At 61.7% G+C, this 19,312-nt stretch carries 17 protein-coding genes; 9 read left to right on the top strand and 8 right to left on the bottom strand.

What is annotated here, in order from left to right:
* Positions 1-19: 19 nt before the first annotated feature.
* Both L4923_RS24165 and L4923_RS24160 read left to right on the top strand, forming a co-directional pair.
* Complete coding sequence (locus tag L4923_RS24165; protein WP_239369659.1) at positions 20-772, top strand: AzlC family ABC transporter permease; 753 nt, start codon at positions 20-22, stop codon at positions 770-772.
* Positions 769-1,065 carry an AzlD family protein gene (locus L4923_RS24160; RefSeq protein WP_239369658.1) on the top strand — a complete coding sequence of 99 codons (297 nt, stop codon included), beginning with the start codon at positions 769-771 and terminating at the stop codon, positions 1,063-1,065. The genes L4923_RS24165 and L4923_RS24160 overlap by 4 nt, the downstream gene beginning before the upstream one ends.
* A gap of 30 nt (positions 1,066-1,095) precedes the next feature.
* Here L4923_RS24160 and L4923_RS24155 read toward each other — a convergent pair whose 3' ends face one another.
* The 3 genes from L4923_RS24155 to L4923_RS24145 form a co-directional block, all read right to left on the bottom strand.
* The gene (locus tag L4923_RS24155) at positions 1,096-2,922 is read right to left on the bottom strand and encodes an aminopeptidase P family protein (protein ID WP_239369657.1); all 1,827 of its coding nucleotides are present in this window, start codon (positions 2,920-2,922) and stop codon (positions 1,096-1,098) included.
* 107 nt (positions 2,923-3,029) lie between these two features.
* Positions 3,030-3,902: a 50S ribosomal protein L11 methyltransferase gene (locus L4923_RS24150; RefSeq protein ID WP_239369656.1), complete on the bottom strand. Its 873-nt coding sequence runs from the start codon at positions 3,900-3,902 to the stop codon at positions 3,030-3,032.
* A 39-nt stretch (positions 3,903-3,941) separates the two neighbouring features.
* A complete protein-coding gene (locus L4923_RS24145) occupies positions 3,942-4,520 on the bottom strand; it encodes an SCO family protein (protein ID WP_239369655.1) in 579 nt (192 codons plus the stop codon).
* Between the two features lie 211 nt (positions 4,521-4,731).
* Between L4923_RS24145 and L4923_RS24140 the strand changes: the two genes are divergently transcribed.
* The 3 genes from L4923_RS24140 to L4923_RS24130 all read left to right on the top strand — a co-directional run bounded on the left by L4923_RS24140 (position 4,732) and on the right by L4923_RS24130 (position 6,434).
* Positions 4,732-5,235: a CreA family protein gene (locus L4923_RS24140; RefSeq protein WP_425531002.1), complete on the top strand. Its 504-nt coding sequence runs from the start codon at positions 4,732-4,734 to the stop codon at positions 5,233-5,235.
* 41 nt (positions 5,236-5,276) lie between these two features.
* Positions 5,277-5,909: a DapH/DapD/GlmU-related protein gene (locus L4923_RS24135; RefSeq protein ID WP_239369654.1), complete on the top strand. Its 633-nt coding sequence runs from the start codon at positions 5,277-5,279 to the stop codon at positions 5,907-5,909.
* 243 nt (positions 5,910-6,152) lie between these two features.
* Positions 6,153-6,434, top strand: a complete 282-nt coding sequence (locus L4923_RS24130; protein WP_239369653.1) for a hypothetical protein — start codon at positions 6,153-6,155, stop codon at positions 6,432-6,434.
* A 72-nt stretch (positions 6,435-6,506) separates the two neighbouring features.
* Here L4923_RS24130 and L4923_RS24125 read toward each other — a convergent pair whose 3' ends face one another.
* Both L4923_RS24125 and L4923_RS24120 read right to left on the bottom strand, forming a co-directional pair.
* A complete protein-coding gene (locus L4923_RS24125) occupies positions 6,507-7,916 on the bottom strand; it encodes a tlde1 domain-containing protein (protein WP_239369652.1) in 1,410 nt (469 codons plus the stop codon).
* Positions 7,917-8,269: 353 nt separating this feature from the next.
* The gene (locus tag L4923_RS24120; RefSeq protein ID WP_239369651.1) at positions 8,270-10,969 is read right to left on the bottom strand and encodes an ATP-dependent helicase; all 2,700 of its coding nucleotides are present in this window, start codon (positions 10,967-10,969) and stop codon (positions 8,270-8,272) included.
* Between the two features lie 266 nt (positions 10,970-11,235).
* On the opposite strand from L4923_RS24120, the gene L4923_RS24115 reads away from it, so the two are divergent.
* Both L4923_RS24115 and L4923_RS24110 read left to right on the top strand, forming a co-directional pair.
* On the top strand, positions 11,236-11,799 hold the full coding sequence (locus L4923_RS24115; RefSeq protein WP_239369650.1) for a glyoxalase superfamily protein: 564 nt from the start codon (positions 11,236-11,238) through the stop codon (positions 11,797-11,799).
* Positions 11,800-11,953: 154 nt separating this feature from the next.
* On the top strand, positions 11,954-12,238 hold the full coding sequence (locus L4923_RS24110) for a hypothetical protein (protein WP_239369649.1): 285 nt from the start codon (positions 11,954-11,956) through the stop codon (positions 12,236-12,238).
* A 77-nt stretch (positions 12,239-12,315) separates the two neighbouring features.
* On the opposite strand, the gene L4923_RS24105 is transcribed toward L4923_RS24110, so the two are convergent.
* Positions 12,316-12,522: a hypothetical protein gene (locus L4923_RS24105; RefSeq protein WP_343304038.1), complete on the bottom strand. Its 207-nt coding sequence runs from the start codon at positions 12,520-12,522 to the stop codon at positions 12,316-12,318.
* A 144-nt stretch (positions 12,523-12,666) separates the two neighbouring features.
* A complete protein-coding gene (locus L4923_RS24100; protein ID WP_239369647.1) occupies positions 12,667-13,152 on the bottom strand; it encodes a thioesterase family protein in 486 nt (161 codons plus the stop codon).
* A gap of 208 nt (positions 13,153-13,360) precedes the next feature.
* Here L4923_RS24100 and L4923_RS24095 point away from each other — a divergent pair, with 208 nt between their 5' ends.
* Positions 13,361-14,770, top strand: a complete 1,410-nt coding sequence (locus tag L4923_RS24095) for an FAD-binding oxidoreductase (protein ID WP_239369646.1) — start codon at positions 13,361-13,363, stop codon at positions 14,768-14,770.
* Positions 14,771-14,821: 51 nt separating this feature from the next.
* On the opposite strand, the gene L4923_RS24090 is transcribed toward L4923_RS24095, so the two are convergent.
* On the bottom strand, positions 14,822-15,250 hold the full coding sequence (locus L4923_RS24090) for a DUF3011 domain-containing protein (RefSeq protein WP_239369645.1): 429 nt from the start codon (positions 15,248-15,250) through the stop codon (positions 14,822-14,824).
* 195 nt (positions 15,251-15,445) lie between these two features.
* Here L4923_RS24090 and L4923_RS24085 point away from each other — a divergent pair, with 195 nt between their 5' ends.
* Positions 15,446-19,258, top strand: coding sequence for an AsmA family protein (locus L4923_RS24085; protein WP_239369644.1), 3,813 nt, complete (start codon positions 15,446-15,448; stop codon positions 19,256-19,258).
* The last annotated feature ends 54 nt before the right edge of the window (positions 19,259-19,312 follow it).

The following is a 19,312-nucleotide window of genomic DNA, read 5'->3' as shown; positions in this document are numbered from 1 at the left end:
GCTTCCAAGGGAGTGGCCGATGTCGTCGGAAGCAATCGCTGAAAGATCCAGGGCAAGCGAGTTCTGGGACGGCGCGCGGCTCAGCACCCCGGTTGTGGTGGCCTCCGCGCCATTCGCCTTGTTGTTCGGTGCGCTAGCGGTCGACAACGGTTTTTCGGTGTTTGAAGCAACCTTGATGAGCGCTGCGGTCTATGGCGGCGCCAGTCAAATGGTTGGCATCGAACTGTTCGGCCAGCATGTCGCACCTTGGCTGATCGTACTTTCCATCTTCGCCGTGAACTTCCGTCACGTACTCTATTCGGCTGGTATCGGTCGGCGTTTCGCGCAATGGCCAGTCTTACAGCAGATGCTTGGCTACTTTATCCTCACCGATCCGCAATATGCCATTTCCGAGCGTCGGGCGGAGAATGGGCAGCCAGTCAGTTTCATCTGGTATCTGGGGCTCGGTCTACCGGTTTATGTGTTCTGGGTGGTGGAAACGGCGCTCGGTGCGTATTTCGGCAAGCTGATCAGTAACACTCATTCACTCGGCATCGATTTCCTGTTGCCGATCTATTTCTTCGGCCTGGTCATGGGCTTTCGTAAGCGACCCCTATGGTTGCCGGTGGTGGCGGTAAGCGCCATTGCATCGATCATCGCCTACAAGACGGTCGGTTCACCCTGGCATGTCTCGATCGGTGCAGTCGCGGGCGTTCTGCTTGCCGTCATTCTGCCGCCACATCACAGCGGTTTCGGTGCCAGGCCGGGCGCAGAAGCCGAGGAGCGGCCGTGAGCACGACGTTCTGGGTCATCATCGCGGCTGCCGTCGCCACCTATCTTACCCGCGTCGGTGGTCATCTCGTCATTTCGCGCTTCGAGCGTGTGCATCCGCGGGTCGAGGCAGGGTTGAATGCGGTGCCTGCAGCGGTGCTGACGACATTGGTGGCGCCGGCGGTGCTGAGTGCCGGACCTGCCGAATGGGCCGCACTTATCGTAGCGGGCGCGGTCTCGCTACGTGGCGGGCTGCTCTCGATGTTCCTGGCGGGCGCTGCCGTGCTGATCCTGGCACGGCAATTCATCGCTTAGCGCACCCCCTGCTTGCAGCAGACAGGGGCTTCACAGAGGTGCGGTCGCTTTCTCCAGCCAGACCAAGGTCTCTCCGTCGACCATAGGTCCGATCTCCGAGAGCACGCGGGCGTGATAAGCGTCCAACCATTCGAGTTCGGCCTTTGTCAGAAGATCGGCTCGGATCAGCCGGCGATCGATCGGCACAAGAGTGAGCGTCTCGAAGCCATGCATGGCGATGTCGCCGCCTTCGATCTCTTCCGCAGGTGTGACGATGACCAAGTTCTCGATGCGAATGCCGTAATGGCCTTCCTTATAGTAGCCCGGCTCATTGGACAGCATCATGCCCGCGAGGAGCTTTTCCGTGCCGGTGCGGGCGATGCGCTGCGGCCCTTCGTGCACGGCGAGGTAGGAGCCGACACCGTGACCGGTGCCATGTGCAAAGTCGCAGCCGTGTCGCCATAGCGCCATGCGCGCGATCGCATCGATCTCCGAGCCGCGCGTGCCTGCCGGGAAGCGCAGCATCGAAATGTCGATCATGCCTTTCAGAACCAAGGTGAAGCGCTCGCGCATTTCCTCCGTAGGCTTGCCGACCGGAACCGTCCGGGTGATGTCGGTGGTGCCATCCTGATATTGCGCGCCGGAATCGAGCAGGAACAATTCGTCCTTGGCAAGCTTGCGGTTGGTTTCCGTCGAAACGCGGTAGTGCATGATGGCGCCGTTGGGACCTGCGCCGGAAATGGTGGCGAAGGAGACGTCCCGCAGCGGCATCTGCGTGTCTTCGCCTGTCTGGCGGCGCACCTGTTCCAGTTGCTTGACGACGGTGATTTCGTCGACCGTACCTGGCTGCTGACGATCGAGCCAGCACAGGAGCTTGGCCACCGCAGCGCCATCGCGGCGATGCGCGGCGCGGCTGCCGGCGATCTCGGCCTGGTTCTTGGTTGCGCGCGGGATGCGGGCAGGGTCAGCCGCGGAAACGACCGTGCCGCCATTGTCTTCTACCAGCATGCGCAACTTATCGGCAGCCAGCACCGGATCGAGCGCGATCTTGGCGCCGTTCTTCGCCAGGGCAACGATTGCTGATTCGAACGCTGCAGGCTCATGTGGGTCGCAGAGTTGGGTGAGATAGGCAGCAACCGTGCGCGAGAACTTGCGGTTGTCCATGAACAGCTGATGTTTGCCGTCCGTCGCCAGAATGGCGAAGCCGAGTGCCAGCGGTGTGTGCGGTACGTCACCGCCACGAATGTTGAAGGCCCAGGCAATCGACGAAGGATCGGTCAGAACCGCATGGGTTGCCCCTTCTTTCTCGACAGCGGAGGCAAGCCGCGCCAACTTGTCCTTGGCGAGTTCGCCGGCGAAGGCCTGTGGGTGCAGTTCCACCGGCGCGATCGGCGCGTCCGGCTGGTCATCCCAGATGACGTCGATCGGATTTTCCGTCACCGGCACCAGTTCCGCGCCCGACTTGGCTGCGGCCGCTTTCAGCGCCTTCACTTCGCCGACGGTATGCAGCCAAGGATCGAAACCGAGGCGCGCGCCCCTGCCGAGATTTTCCGGAATCCAGGAAGCTGGCGGATTGTCGATCAGGCTTTCGATCGTGAAGATATCGAGATCGACTTCGGCACGCACCTGCAGCGTATAGCGGCCATCGACGAAGATGAAAGCGCGGTCGCGCAGCACGATGGCAACACCGGCCGAACCACTGAAGCCCGTCAGCCAGCGCAGCCGTGCCGCGCGCTCTGGAACGTATTCGCCCTGATGTTCGTCGGCGCGCGGCACGACAAAACCGTCGAGACCATTTTCGTTCAACCATTGGCGAAGCTTGGCGACGTGCGGTTTGCCCACCGTGGGATCGCCAGCGGGGTCGAAAGTCTGGAACATCGTTGCAAACCTGTGATTGTTCGATTGCGTGGCCGGACCGTAGCCGCGTGGCAGGCGCCTGACAATCGGCGCGCCATGTGGTCCAACTCATGAAGACGGCCGTTGGCTCAACGCTTCATATGAATCGTCACCCACCCCTCGCGGTGGGTGGTGCGAACGTGGCGAAACTGCTGGCCGACATAGGCCGCCACAACGGCGTCGCGCTGACGGTCCAAGATGCCGGAAAGCACAATCGAGCCACCAGGTGCCAAATACTTCGCCATTTCCGGTGCCAGCTTCATCAGCGGCTTGGCCAAGATGTTGGCGACGATGAGGTCGAAGGGCGCACGGGAACCAAAGACGGGGTGGTGGAAACCGGGCGCTGTGACCGTCTCGACCAACCCGGCGACATGGTTCAAGCGAGCATTGGCGGCCGCGACGTCAACGGCGACCGGATCGATGTCGGTTGCCAGCACCGGGATGTGGGCGAGCCGGGCAAGGGCGATGGCCAGCACGGCGCTGCCGGTGCCGAGATCCAGTGCGTTGCGCGGCTTCTCGCGAATGGCGACACGCTCCAACATGGCGAGACATCCGGCGGTAGTGCCATGGTGGCCGGTGCCGAACGCCAGACCTGCTTCGATCTCGATGGCGATGTCGCCGGCATGGCGCTTCTGCCGGTCATGCGCGCCGTGCACGAGGAAGCGGCCGGCGCGCACCGGCTTCAGCCCTTCCAGCGAACGGGCCACCCAGTCGACGTCGGGCAACACCTCACGTTCGACCGACCTGGCGAGACCCAGCGTAGCCAGTTCGGCCTTCAGCTGAGCCTCGACAGGCCCGATGTCGCCATCGGCATAAAGCGAGACTTCATGCAAATCGCGTTCTTCGTCGAGTTCCAATACCGCAAGCGGCAGGCCGTCTTCCTCGAACGCCATTTCGAGAGCTGCGAAGATACGGTCGGCCTCGGCCTTGGAGGCGGTGAGATAAAGGCGCGTCTGGCCCATGGGCACCTGTCTTGCGGCGTGTCCGCGTTGAAAAGCTGATCAGCCGTCTTTGGCCAGTCGTTTCAATTTGGCAAGTGCGGTTTCCGGATTTTCCTCATAGGCGATGGTGCCAAAAAAGTCGCCCTTGCGATTGAGCATCAGCACGGAAGCAGTGTGGTCCATATTGTATTCACCGTCACCGGTGTCGACCCGTTTGAAATAAATGCCGAAGGACTTGGCCATGGCGCGTACCTTGTCGGGTTCGCCGGTTATGCCGATGATGCGGTCGGAGAAGTTGCTGACGTAGCTCTTCATGACGTCCGGCGTGTCGCGCTCAGGGTCGACCGAGACAAAATAGGCCTTGATGTCCTTACCCTCGTCGCCCAGCTTGTCCAGCCAACCGGCCATTTCGGCAAGTGTGGTCGGACAGACTTCCGGGCAATGGGTGAAACCGAAGAACACGGCGCTCGGTTGGCCGCGGAATGCGGCTTCAGTAATAGGCTTGCCGTTCTGGTCGGTAAGCGCGAAAGGTGCCCCGAAAGGCTGGCCGCCATAATGGCCGCGATACCAATCGAAAGTCAGCCACCCGATACCAGCGGCCATGAGCACGAGGATACCGACGAGGATTGAGCGCATCATGAGGACGATCCGACAGTGTCATTTTCCGGGGTCGCCTACCTGGTCTTTGTATATCACCGAGCGGCGAGGCCATGTTCGGCCGGACCTTATCGCCTTGCCCGAATGAGCGCAAAGTGCGTCATTGCCGCAACCCGTCGTCTAAAAAGCTTGCAAGACGGCTCTCTCAGTCCCAACTGAAGCCGGACAATCGCGCCAGCGCAAGGAGGGTTTCTTGTTCTCTCGGACCGGACGAAAACTGATTGGTGGGGCACTTGTTGCCTGTTTTGCGGGTGTCGCCGGGGTGGCGCTGGCACAGCAGGTCGGCAAGGTGGGTGTCGATTGGCTCGGCAACGACATCGTCGTGGAGGCGATCAAGGATCCGAAAGTCGAAGGCGTGACCTGTCACGTCTCCTATTTCGACCGCGGTGTCATCGACCGGCTGCAGAAAGGCAACTGGTTCGAGGATCCGTCTGACTCAGCGATTTCCTGCCAGCAGACCGGGCCGATCAGCATCGCCGATATCGATCTGGGCAAGGGCGGCGAAGAAGTGTTCAAGCAGGGTATCAGCCTGATCTGGAAGAAGCAGGTGGTGAACCGCATCTACGACAAGGCCAATGACACGCTGATCTACCTCTCGCATTCACGCCAGGTGCAGGACGGGTCAGCCAAGATGGCGATCTCGACTGTGCCGCTCTACGGGCAGAGCGTCACCTGGAAGAACGGCAAGCCGCAATAGAACGGCTTGCCGGGAGCGCAGGTGGCGCGTAAAGCCGCCCCATGAGCCCCACCGAAGACCTCGTGCCCAAGGACCCGGAGCCCCGCATTCATCCGACTGCGGAGCTGAAGTCGTGCCGGCTCGGTCGTTATGCAGCCATCGGCGAGCGTGTCGTGCTTCGCGAGGTGACGGTCGGCGACTTCTCCTATTTCGAGCGCCATGCCGAGGCGATCTACACGACGATCGGCAAATTCTGCTCCATTGCGGCCAATACGCGCATCAATGCGCTTGAACATCCGATGGAGCGGCTGACCACCCACAAGGTCAGTTACCGGCCGAACGAGTATTTCCGCTGGCTCGGCGTGGATGGCGATTTCCGCGAACGCCGGCGCTTGAAATCTGTCACCATCGGCCATGACGTGTGGATTGGCCATGGCGCGGTCATCCTGCCGGCAGTGACCGTTGGCAATGGGGCGGTGATCGGTGCCAATGCGGTGGTGAGCCGGGACGTGCCCGCCTATATGATTGTTGCAGGAAACCCTGCCAAACCGCTGCGCCGGCGATTTCCCGAGAATGTTGCCGCACGCATAGAGGCGCTTGCCTGGTGGGACTGGACGGCGGAAAAGCTCGCCAGGGCCATCCCCGACATGCAGGCACTGGAGATCGAGGCCTTTCTCGACCGCTGGGAAGCCTAGCAGCCCGACATGCCAGCCGGCCGCGTTAGTCGTCAGGCCGAGCACTGCGCCGGCGGTAGAAACAAGAAATCCGCCGCGCGCCTGGCGGTCACCCAACTCCCTTGAGATTCTGTTCGAGGCGGCATTGCAAGCATGATCATCTGCAAAATCAGATCCCAAGACGTGAAGGTTCTGGGCCGATGGTTGGCGCATCCACCCCAAACCCGCTAAAAGGAGGAACGAAAAATATGGCAGGCTCTTTTTGTGACTGACTGGCTGGAAATTTTGAAGCAGGAAACGGCAACCGGCGAACGCATGGAGCGCGAGGTTCCGGACATGCTTGCCCATCCCGACATCAGCGAAGAACAGGTGAGGACCCTGTTTGCCGCGCTCGACAAGCAGGCGGAATTCGCGGAAAAACTCAAGCAGGCTTTAGAGAAGTTCGGCCACGATTTCCCGGTGATCATCGCGGCCGAACGGCTGGAGGAGCGTTATGCGGACCTTGCGGCTATCGTCGCAGAAAAACTGAAGGCGATGCGAGCCTAGGTTCATTTCGGCTCACATTACAGTCGGCCGGCTGGCCAATACGCATTGGCTATACGCTTGCCGATTCTGCTTTCAGGCGCCGCGGCCGTTGTCGGCCACCGTGGTCGCCTTGGGTCGCGCGCCGCCGCCACTACCGCCAACGACGACAAGATGCTTGATCTTGCCTTGCTTGAAGGCGGTCAGGAAGCGCTTGTAATCCTTGAAGGCAACGCAGCCATGCGATTCCGCGCGTCCGCCGCGCAGCAGGTAGGAATGTGCGAGTAGACCGTTGCGGCCATGTTTGACTTTACCGCTGACCGGGGTGAGGCGGATCGCCTCGACGCCGTGGAACAGGGATTCGCGCATCGACAGCTTATAGGTGTCAGGGGGCGTCGGTCCGCGCATCTTCTGGTTCACGTAACGGGCGTCGTCGGCCATTGCACCGATGCCAGAATGGGCCTCCAGCTTGGTGCCGTCAGGCATGGTGACGGTGGCTGCGTTGATGTCATAAACGGCGGTGCCGCCGCCCGCTCTGACGCCGGAGCCGCCGGGCGAGGAGAAGAGGTTGCGGAATACGGTCCCCAGGCCGCCGCGTTCGGATGGGTTGTCGGGGCGTGCATAGGCAAGTATCGGCTGCGAAGGCTGGCCAAGGCGTTTCGCTGGTTTGCGCACCGGCTGGTCATCGTTCTCCGGCTCGGCTTCGGCGCGGCGGCGCGTTTCGGGCTTTGTGCCTTCCTCGGCGCGCGGGCGATAGGCTGGCAGCGGCACGTTTTCTGGAACGGCGGCGAAATCGGAGCCTTCGATCACTTCGCCGGTGTCTGCGAGCGCGATCTGTTCCTCGTCGTCGGTATCGTCTTCCTGGTCGGGCAGAACAAGGCTCGCCACCAGGACCTCACGCACGGCAGAACCCGATGAGGGGGCAGTATCGGCGAAACCGAGCTTCATGGTGGATGGGGCGGATAGGGCCAGCGCAACGCGTGCGGCCCGTTCCGGTTCAGCCAGGTCTGGGCCGAACCGGTCGGCGTCCGGTGTTGCGAATGCGTGCGCGAAACGCTCGTCCAACGGGGACGGCTGCTGCACTTCTGCCGCTGTGAGCCTTTCGCTCTTATCGGCAGCTTCGGCCGCTGCAGCCTGTTGCCGGCGCTTGGCCCATTCGTGTGCAACCAAAGCCTGCTTGAGCTTGGAAGCAGCCTCCATCGATTGCGCGTCGACTTTCGCCACATTGACGCGCGCCGGCAGGAAATGCGCATTGGCGCGGATCGAGGTTGCGGTGGAATAGGCGCCAGCGACCGTGGCCAGCGACCACAGCGCCAACACGGCGCCCACCGTGGGGATGGTCACCCAACCTGCCATCCGTGCGGAACGGGCCAGCATTGTCTTGAGACCAGAGGGACTATCGCCCCGGAGCTTTTCACGCACGAACGCCATGCCGACCGAACTTCCTTCAATCGGCGCAATACGCGGAAACCGCCTTACCCATTCGCTCGCCGGAATACCGGTCACGCGTGGCGGTCCTTTGCCGATTATCTCAAAGGATGGACAAAGATGGTTAACCAATCCCTGTATCGCCCCTCATTGGATTGGAGCCCGCCGCGAAAAACCCTCCTAAAAAGGCAAGAAAGCGGCAAAATCGTTCGCTGGCAAGAATTTTCGGCTTTTGATCGGGAAAAAATGACGCAGGGGAAAGGGCAGGGCGTGTTTACCTTTTCGCAGAGTCCGTCCACAGGACAGGTGCTGGTGGCGGCTGCACGGTGGTTCAATTCGCTTCGCGCCCTGCGCCGATGGCCACGGCATTGTGCGGGATCGCCGCCGCGTTTGGCCATCGCAACAGCCTGCAGGTGGTGGAGCGTGAGCTCTCAAACCGCCGTCACGAAGCCGTCCAGCACCTTCTTCTGGCCCGCGCGGTCGAAATCGATGGTCAGCTTGTTGCCGTCGACCGCCGCGATGTTGCCGTTGCCGAATTTCTGATGGAACACGCGGTCGCCAACCTTGAAGGCCGACGGTGCGTCCGCCACCGACTTCGCCACCAGCTCTCCCTCGATGGTGCGGCCCTTCACCGAGGTGCGGCCGGCGCCGTAGCCGGAATCGACTTCGCCATAACCGATGCGCTCGACCTGGTGGCCGCTGCGCGTGCCCCAGTTGCGGTCGGTCGCCTCGGTACGGTTTTGCTGCGCCCGCTGCCAGCCGGGCGTGGCGTAGCTGTTGGAGAAGGATCCGCCTTGATCGCCGCGCGCCGCTCGCCCGCCGGACGGAGAGCCGAGGTTGTCGAAGCGGGAAGCACCATATGGATTTTGGCGCCCGGCCGAGAAACCGCCTCTGCCGGAAGCGAAAGCGCCGCCACCATAAGGATTGCCATAGCCGCCATAGCTGGAGCCGCCGCCTTCCTGGACCTCGACATGCGCTTCCGGCAATTCATCGAGAAAACGCGAGGGGATGGTCGATTGCCATAACCCGTGAATGCGGCGGTTGGAGACGAACCAGATGTGCAGATTCTTCTTGGCGCGCGTGACGCCGACATAGGCAAGCCGCCGCTCTTCTTCCAGGCCCGAGCGGCCGCCTTCGTCCAGTGCGCGCTGATGGGGGAAAAGGCCTTCCTCCCAGCCCGGTAGGAACACGGTTTCGAATTCCAGCCCCTTGGCCGAATGCAGCGTCATGATGGAGACGGCATCGAGGCCTTCGTTCTGCTCGGCATCCATCACCAGTGCGACATGTTCGAGGAAGGCGCGCAGCGACTCATACTCCTCCATGGAGCGGATCAGCTCCTTGAGGTTTTCCAGCCGCCCCGGCGCTTCCGCCGAGCGATCGTTCTTCCACATGTCCGTGTAGCCGCTCTCCTCGAGGATCATCTCGGCGAGTTCGGTATGCGGCGTGGAATCGAGCAGGCTTTGCCAGCGCGCAAAGTTGGCGGCAACTTCGCGCAGCGCTGCGCGCGGCTTTGGTTTCAGCTCGTCGCTTTCGGCAAGGCGTGTGGAAGCCTCCAGCATCGGCACGCCGAGTGCGCGGGCGGTGTCGTGGATCTGGCGGATGGTGGCGTCGCCCAACCCTCGCTTCGGCACATTGACGATGCGCTCGAAAGCGAGGTCATCGCCGGAATTGGCGACGACGCGCAGGAAGGCCATGGCGTCGCGGATTTCCTGGCGCTCGTAGAAGCGAGGGCCCCCGATGACACGATAGTTCAGGCCGATCTCGATGAAACGGTCTTCGAAGGAGCGCATCTGGAATGAAGCGCGCACCAGGATCGCCATGTCGTTCAATTGGTGACGATTACGCTGGTACGCTTCAATGGCCTCGCCCACCGCGCGCGCTTCCTCGTCCGAATCCCACGCGGCGTGCACATTGACCCTGGGGTCTTCGGGATCCGGCCTGTCGGTGAAAAGCGTCTTGCCGAGGCGGCCTTCATTGTGGGCGATGAGATGGGCAGCGGCACCCAGGATATGGGCGGTGGAGCGATAATTGCGCTCCAGGCGGATGACCGTGGCGCCCGGGAAATCCTTCTCGAAGCGCAGGATGTTGTCCACCTCCGCGCCGCGCCAGCCATAGATCGACTGATCGTCGTCGCCGACGCAGCAGATATTGACCTTGTTTTCGCTCACGCGCTGTTCCGCGCCTGACGGCGCGAGCGCCCCGCGGGGGCCTCGCGATGGCTCGGTCGCCCGATCGGGCTCGCGACCTTCGGTCGTGGCGTTTCCGCCTTTCGGCCGCTGGGCCAGGAGCCGCAACCACATGTATTGCGCGGTGTTCGTGTCTTGGTACTCGTCGACCAGTATGTATTTGAATTTGCGATGATATTCGGCCAGTACATCGTGATGCTTGCGGAAAATGCGGATCGGATGCAGCAGCAGGTCGCCGAAGTCGCAGGCATTCAGCGTGGTCAACCGCTCCTGATAGGCGCGGTAGAGTTCGCGGCCGCGGCCATTGGCGAAGGCGCGCGCATCCCCCTCCGGGATCTCTTCGGGCGCGAGGCCTTTGTTCTTCCAGGTGTCGACCATCTGCGCGAAGGTGCGCGGCGCCCAGCGCTTGTCGTCCAGCCCTTCGGCCTGGATCAGCTGTTTGATGAGGCGGGTGACATCGTCGGTGTCGAGGATGGTGAAATCCGAACGCAAGCCGGCGAGTTCGGCATGGCGGCGCAACAGTTTGACGCCGATGGAATGGAAAGTGCCAAGCCACGGCATGCCCTCGATCGCCTCACCGACCAGGATGCCGATGCGCTGCTTCATCTCGCGCGCCGCCTTGTTGGTGAAGGTGACGGCAAGGATCTGGCTCGGGAAGGCTCGGCCGGTGGCCAGGATATGAGCGATGCGGGTCGTCAGCACGCGTGTCTTGCCGGTGCCGGCGCCGGCAAGAACCAGCACTGGTCCTTCGGTGGTTTCAACTGCCTGCCGCTGCTCGGGGTTGAGCCCTTTCAGATATTCCGGCGGATTGTTGTGGCCCTGGCGCGCTGCCATGGCGCGGGCGGCGATGCCGGATGGAGCGCCTTGCTGCATCGGAGCGCGCGCGGCGTCGAAACGCGGAGCGTCGTCCTCGTCGAAGAAGGGCATGTCATGATCGCCGGCCATTTCGTCTCCGAATGTAGTGATTCGGGCGAGAAAGGCCAGCAATGTTCACACACTGTTCCAGGATTCGGTGGCTTTGGCCATTGTTGACGATGTGGTGCGACATCGATAGCGTCCAATTACGGCTCGACGCAGCCGGCAGTCCGCGCCTCCAAAAGGTATGGCGAATGCGTCGCGATGATTCGGTCTGGTCCTTGTCCCTGGGATGAAGGCACCGGCAATGCGGACCCCGGTGAGGCTTTTCGTCCCAATGAGAAGGATCGCAGAGCATGCGTACATTCCTGGATGCCAAGGCCATGGCAAAAGCCATGCGCGAAGCGCTTGCCGACAAGAACATCGAGATTTCCCAGTCCGAAGCGCTGGAGATCGTCGCACGGCAATTCGGACTTGAGACGTGGAACATGCTGTCCGCCCGGATCGAACGCGGCGAGAGTAGGGGATCTGCTGCCAAGGCTGGCAACGAAATTGCCTTCGAGCAGGCAGTGCCGATCGTGCGCATCTTCGACGTGGTCAAGGCGCATGAGTTCTACCTCGGCTTTCTCGGCTTCGGCATCGATTGGGAGCACCGCTACGGCGACAATTTTCCGCTCTATACCCAAGTGTCGCGGGCTGGCCTCAGGCTGCATCTGTCCGAACACTCGGGCGATGCCAGCCCGGGCGGCAACATGGTCGTCTATATGAACGGAATTGAGGCTCTCCAGCGCGAACTGGCGGGGAAGAACTATCGCTACATGAAACCAGGCCTTGAAACGGTGGAGGACAGGCTGGAGGTCGAGGTGATCGATCCGTTCGGCAATCGCATCCGCTTCATGGAGATCGTCGAAGGCGGTTGAGCCGGTGGGGGCGGTGCCGGCCGCGAATATTTTCCGCCGGCGTTTCCTGAAATCCACACTGGTGCCTTGTTATCGTCGTGGCAGACGAGTTTAGTCTTTGCTCCTTTGGTGCGGTCGGTTAAGTCTGTCCGCGCCAACCACTTAAGGCGAGGCCATGCAAGAACCGTTCGAACCCAAAGGACCCCCAACCACGGTGGACGACAATTTCGACAAGGCAGCCATTGCCGTGATCGTTGTGTTCGGTGCGCTCATCATCGGCGGCCTGATGGCTGCCAATCTGGTCTATGGCCATCGCAATGGTTTCCTCTATGCGCTGGGCGCAGCCGGTACCGCGTGGATCGCCGGCCATATGATCCTGTTCGACCTGCCGCGTGCCTATGCCGCCATGGTGGCGGCTTCGTTCCTGCTCGCGCTTTTGTCGACATTGGCGCTTGCGTGATCGATTGCGCGGCACAGGCTGCGCGATCGGTCAAAATCCGAGACATTATCGGCTTACGCGACCTGGCCTGAACCCGCTTACGTTGTCAGGTGGGGGCCGCGCTTGGACCGCGCCTGCTTTATGACTGCACGCCAGCGCAGCATATCGAAGGGGATCGGCTCGTTCGAGTTGGCGATCTGGAAGATTTCATTGTTGAGGTTCTTCAGCGAGCGCCAGAAGTCGTAGTCGCTGATGCGTGGATCGGCAGCCAGTTTTTCCGAGAGAGCCTCGATATCTATTTTCATGCGCAGTTTGACCAGATTTCCGCCGGCCTTCTCCAAGGCTTCCTGTCCACCCCTGAGGCAACGTTCTCCGGTGTGCCGCCGATTCGCTCAACGGCTTCAAATGGGTTCTCCCCGTTCAGTATTGATTAAGGTTAACGCGTCGACTCAACCGGCTTTACGGCGGATGCCGATCGAACGGCCGGCGCGTTCCGGCATGGGCAGGCCCGCATGGGCAGTGCGCATGGCTTCCACCTTGGCCAGCACATCCGGTGGGAAAGGAGCGACCTTGGGTCCAGCCATGTCGACGTGCAGGGAAAGCGATTCCGATGTCGCCGCCAGCCAGCCATCGACATGGCGGATTTCCTGGTAGACGCGCAGCCGCTTCTCGTCATGGTCGAGAAGCTGGAAGGTTGAGATCACCTTGTGGTCGAGATGCAGTTCCTGCACGTAGCAGACATGCACTTCGGCCGTGTAGATGGTGAGCTTGCGGTCGCGTGCATAGTTCGGCCCCATGCCCATCAGCTCGAAAGCATCGTCCGAGCAGCGATCGAACAGCACGTTGTAATAGGCCATGTTGAGATGACCGTTGTAGTCGATCCAGTCCTTTTCGATTTCCATGACGCGCGAGACAAAAGGGGCGGGGATGGTCATTGCGGTGTTTCCTCTGGCACTACCGGACAATGCAATTAAGGCGTGCTGTGGATCCAATGTCGGATTCGATCTACCAGGCAAAGCAAGTAAGCAGATCTTTGTTCGCGCATGTCGTAATCGCAAAACCGCTGCACACTTTTGCGCAACATGCTTTAAGCAGCTGTAATTCGAGAACAAGGGCCGCGATGGTCCAATCGCGGAGGAAAGCATGGCTCTAAGCGACCTCGTGACGGTCGAACGCAATGAGGACGGCATCGCAGCCGTCCTCGGAATTCTGAAACAGCAGCTCGGCGAACGATTCCAGACCGGGCAGGCGATCCGCGAACAGCACGCCCACACCACCACCTATATCCCCACCCAGGCGCCCGATGGTGTCGCCTTCTGCGAGACGACCGAAGAAGTGCGATCGGTGGTGCGAGCCTGTGCCGCACATCGCGTTCCGGTCATCGCCTTCGGCGTCGGCACATCGCTGGAGGGTCACGTCAATGCTCCGGGCGGCGGCATCTCCGTCGATCTTTCGCGCATGAGCCGGATCCTGGCGGTGAATGCCGAAGACCTCGATTGCCGGGTGGAACCCGGCGTGACACGCGAACAGCTCAACCAGCATCTGCGCGATACCGGTCTGTTTTTTCCGATTGATCCCGGTGCCAATGCCACTCTCGGCGGCATGGCGGCGACGCGCGCATCGGGCACCAATGCCGTGCGGTACGGTACGATGCGCGAGAATGTTTTGTCGCTAACGGCGGTCATGGCGGATGGCGAAACCGTGACGACCGGCCAGCGGGCCAGGAAAAGTTCGGCTGGCTATGATCTCACTCGGCTTCTGGTCGGGTCGGAGGGCACACTTGGGATCATCACCGAGCTGACGCTCAAGCTGCAGGGCATTCCGCAGGCGATCTCGGGGGGCGTCTGCCCGTTCCCAACGCTGGAGGCAGCATCCCAAGCGGTGATCCAGACCATCCAGATGGGTATTCCGGTCGCTCGCATCGAATTGGTCAATGCGTTGCAGATGCGAGCTATGAAAACCTATTCCAAGCTGGACTATCCCGAGAGCCCGTGTCTTTTCCTGGAATTTCACGGCAGTGATGCCGGCGTAGCCGAACAGGCCGAGACCTTCGGCATGATTGCGGAAGAGAACGGCGGTGGGCCGTTCCTTTGGACATCGGTCGCCGAGGAGCGCAGCAAACTCTGGAAAGCGCGTCATGATGCCTACTGGGCGTCGCTGACGCTCCGTCCCGGCGCCAAGGGGCTGTCGACGGATGTCTGCGTGCCGATCTCGCGGCTGGCGGAATGCGTGGCGGCGACCGAAGCGGACATCGCCGAAATGGGGCTGATCGCGCCGATCGTCGGCCATGCCGGCGACGGCAATTTTCACGTACTGGCACTGATGGATCCAGAGGACGCCGGCGAGGTGGCGCTGGTCGAGCGGTTCGTCGCTCGACTCAACATGCGCGCAATAGCCATGGAAGGCACCTGCACCGGCGAGCATGGCATCGGCCAGGGCAAGGTCGGGTTCCTCAAGGCCGAGCATGGCCATGGTGTTGAACTGATGCGTCAGATCAAGCGCGCGCTCGATCCCGACAACATCATGAATCCAGGGAAGATATTGCCGGCGTAGCTGCGAAAGGCCGCGAAACGACAGAGCCGTTCCGCTTCCTTTCAATTCGGATCAGCAGTCGCCGTTGTAGAAGCAATCGTCGCTGCGGTCACGGTAGCGGCGATCGTAGTATGGGTCATAGCGGCGAGGCTCGGCTATCGGCGGACCGAACGGATCGTCGTAGTAGCGGCGCACCGCGCGGCGGCCGGGCGAACCTTCGCCGAAAACGGCGCGGCAACCACGATCGACCCAGATGGTACCGGAGCCGCGGTCGTAGCCCCAGGTGCGATTGCGGATACAGGGGCTGTTCGACTTCTGCCGCACAATGACGGCGGAACGGAAATCGGCCTGGCATTCGTTGTACTGGTCATCATCGGAGGAGCATGTCACCGTGCGTCCGGCATTGGCCGGTAGGGTGGAAACACCCAACAGAGCTGCAAGACCAATCAGTGAGGCGGCGGCAATTTTGATCACAGTGCGGTCTCTTTCGTACGTGCTCATTTTATGAAACGCCTCTGCCGCACAGGGTGCCGCAGAATGGTATCAAAGGCGACTATCCCTATCGGATTCTGGCAATTTTCGATCGACGGAATTCACGAATGCACCGACAAATGTAACGGATTGAGAGATGCCACTTTATCAACGCAGTATTGCCGCTAGATTGCGGGCACATCTCAACCCAACGGTTTCAGGGTAATGCTCGCCCGCCTGTTCGTGATTTTCGGTGGTCTGTTGGTGCTGGCGCTGCTCGCGGCGCTGGTTGTGCCCCCGTTCATCGATTGGACCGGTTATCGTGCCGACTTCGAACGGGAAGCAAGTACCATTCTGGGGCGCAAAGTAACGGTTAAGGGTAGTGCAACCGCACGGCTTCTGCCGTTTCCGTCTGTGACGTTCACCGACGTTTCGGTCGCCGGTGGTGAAGGTGGCGAACCTGCGATGACCGTCGAGACCTTCTCGATGGATGCCGAACTTGCCCCGTTCCTGCGCGGCGAGGTGCTGATTTTCGATATGCGGCTGGTGAAGCCGAAAGCAGCGATCGACATTGCCGCCGACGGCAAGATGAATTGGGCGGTCAGGTCGTCCTCCCCCTTCGATCCGGCCCAGGTGGCGATCGAGAAGCTGACTGTGACCGACGGGGTGGTGGAACTGCGCCAGGAGGCCAGCGGCCGTGTCACCGTGCTGTCCGACATCAACGCGACAGTGTCGGCGAAATCGCTGGCAGGGCCATGGCGTGCTGAGGGTTCGTTGAAGGCCGATAGCATCACGACGCGTCTTTCGGTGACAACCGGCAAGGCCGATGGAGCCGGGAAGATCGCGCTTCGGATCAAGGCCGATCCCAATGGATATCCGCTGTCGGTCGAGGCCGACGGCAATGCCGGTGTCGACAACGGACGAGCGCTTTATTCAGGTCAGTTTCGACTCCTGGGCGACAATGCACCCCTGCAGGGGGCAACGGCGAAGGCGATTGACGGATCTTCAGGCCCAGGTGCCAAGGCGGCCCCCACTTATCGGTTGAACGGCAGGTTCCAGCTCGATCACCGCAGGCTGGCCGTTGACGAATTCCGTATCGAGACGGGGCCTCTCGACAACCCCTATGGTGCTGACGGCAAGGCTTCGATCGACCTTGGAGCCGACCCGCGTTTTGCCATCGAGGCGAGTGGCGCGCAGGTTCAATTCGAGGAAACACCCGGCACGAGCGGAACGGCAGCGCTGCCGAAGCGCGTCGCGGCGCTTGAGCGAGTGCTTCTGGCGCTGCCCAAGCCCACGATGCCGGGTTCCGTCGAGGTGAAACTGCCGGCCGTGGTAGCAGGCGACACGACCATTCGCGACATCGCGATTTCCGCGGAACCCGCAGCGGGCGGTTGGACGGTAAAATCGCTGGCTGCGACCTTACCCGGCCGCACGACGCTGGAGGCAGACGGACGGCTCGATATCGAGGGCAAGGTGCGCTTTACCGGTTCGCTGCTGCTCGCCATTGCACAGCCGTCGGGCTTTGCCGCCTGGCTGTCCCGGGACGTGGATGAAGCGATCCGGCGTCTTCCGGCGGCAGGCTTCCGCGCGCAGGTCGATCTGACCGATGCCCGGCAGAAATTCGACGACCTCGAACTGGTGCTGGGTAAGGCGAGCTTCCGCGGCAGCCTCGACGCGAGCCAGCCTGCGGACGGCAAGCCGGCCGTCGTGACAAGGCTGGAGGGCGGGGCGCTCGACGTGGAGGGGCTGACCGCCTTTGCTTCGCTCTTTGTGTCGGACAAGGGGGCAAACCGCTTCGCCGATGCCGACCTGGACGCCAAGATCAAGGCTGGTCCAGTCGATGCCTGGGGCTTTTCGGCCGAGAAGCTGGACACTGCTTTGCGGTTGCGGGCCGGCATGCTGGAAATCGACAAACTGTCGATCGGCGGGCTCGCGGGCGCATCGGTCAGCGCCACCGGCCGAATGAAGGATTTTCCCAAGGGGCCAACCGGTAGCCTCGACGCTTCGCTCCTAGCGCCGGATCTGGCACCACTTGTCGATGCCGCCGCCGCCCGTTTCCCCGGCAATCGGCTTTTTGCGGCCTTGTCCGAGCGCGGCAAGGCTTATCCAGGGCTTTACAAGGATACGCGCCTCGACGTGGTGATGAGCGCGGCCGAGAATGGAGACGGCACCACGGGATTGGCGTTGTCCGGCAAAGGTGCTGTCGGCGGATCGGCAATGTCTGTTTCATTGTCGGCTCATGGCCAGCCTGGCGACGTATCGAAGGCTCCGTTCTCGCTGACTTTCGATGCCAAGAACCCGGATGCCGCAGCGCTTCTGGCGCTTTATGGCCTGCCGGCGCTGCCGCTGGGTATGGTCGGCGAAGCGACGACCGATGTGACGGCGAGAGGTACTCTTGCCGAAGGTGCCGCGACAGCCTTCAATCTCTGGGGCCCCGATCTGCGGGCGCGCTTCGATGGAACCGTCACCGACACGCCGCAAGGGCTTGCGGCCAAGGGCAAAGTGGCGCTCGATGCTGCTGATATCGAACCCTGGCTGATGACGACCGGTGTCGCGGTTCCGGGTATGGGCATGGGAGCTCCGGTCGCGCTTGCGGCTGAAGCAAATTACAGCCAGGGACGGATTGCGCTGTCAGGGCTCAAGGGAAGTGCTGCAGGCACATCCCTGTCTGGGGAGGTGACGGCTGAATTCGATGCCGCCAAGCCGCATCTGAGCGGGCAGCTGGCGCTGAACACGCTCGACCTCGAACCGGTTGCAGCAATGTTGTTCGGTAACGAAGCGCTGGCCGGTGACGGCACCAATTGGCCGAAGATGCCGTTTGCCGCCAAGCCGGCCCAGCAACTGACAGCCGATCTGGAACTGGCCGTGGTGAAATTGTTCGCTGGTCCGTTGATCGCGGCGGACGATGCGATGCTGTCGCTGAAACTCGAGGATGAAGGGCTTGCCATTTCCAAGCTGAAGGCGAAGCTGTTTGGCGGTGAAATCACCGGGCTGTTCGATCTGAAGAACAATGAGGGCACCGGTCTGCTCAGCGGACAGGCGACGCTGACCGGCGTGGATCTTTTGAAGCTCCTGCCTGCTTCCGGTCTTTCGGGTGTGGGTACGTTTAGCGCCAGCGTGACCACGAGCGGCAAGTCGATCGACGCAATGGTGGCTTCGCTCGCTGGTTCGGGAACCGCTTCGCTCAAGGGCGTCACCGTCACCAATCTCAACGCTGACGCGTTGCCGATGCTGCTTGCCAAGGCGGATGCCATCGGCCGCGATATCGATGCACCGCGAACCGCAGCATTCGCGCCTGAGATCGCGGGGCAGGGGGCCTTCTTCGTGCGCGACGCCGACATCGCCTTTACATTGGCTGGCGGGGTGCTGCGCGCGCCTCCGGTAAGCTTTGAGACGCCGACGTCTTCCTTGTCGGCGGATGTTTCCGCCGATCTTGTCGCCGGCACAGTCTCTGCACGGGGTACCGTCGCCTATAAGGCGGGTGACGAAGCGCTGGTCGGCTCGGAGCCGGCGCTGAATTATAGCGTCGATGGACCGATCGAGTCCCCGATACGCACTTTCGACAGCGCGCCGCTGGCGCAGTTCCTCACCCAGCGTGCGCTGGAAAAAGAGCAGCAGCGGGTAGAGGCCATGCAAGCGGTGCTTCTGGAAAAGCAACGGTTGAGGCGCGAAGCGCGATACTACGCTGCTCTGCAGGAAGAACGGGACCGTGCGGAGGAAGAAAGGCGCCGCATCGAGCAGGAAAAACAAAGAGCCGAGGAAGAGGCACGGCTGAGGGCGGAAGCCGAAGCGAAGGCCGCGGCCGAAGCAAAAGCCAAGGTTGAGGCCGAAGAGAGAGAACGCGCGGAAAAGGCGATTGCGGAAGCTGCCGAGGCAGAGCGGCGCAAGGCCGAAGCGGCGATCCGCGCGGCACAGGAGGAAAAGGCGAAGCTGGATGCCGAACGCCAGTCAGCACCGCCATCACCTGCTGCACCAAGCGCGCCGGCGCGCAAGCTTGAGCCCTTTTCGATTCAGGATTTCCTGAAAACGTTGCAATAGACAAACCGCACCGAGGTCGTCCTTCGGATCACAGTTGGCATGCGCTTGACAGCC

The organism is Terribium retamae, assembly GCF_022347545.1.
Classification (GTDB): domain Bacteria; phylum Pseudomonadota; class Alphaproteobacteria; order Rhizobiales; family Rhizobiaceae; genus Mesorhizobium; species Mesorhizobium retamae.
The sequence above is the reverse complement of the archived record's forward strand: the minus strand, read 5'-3'. Positions and strand labels throughout refer to the sequence as shown.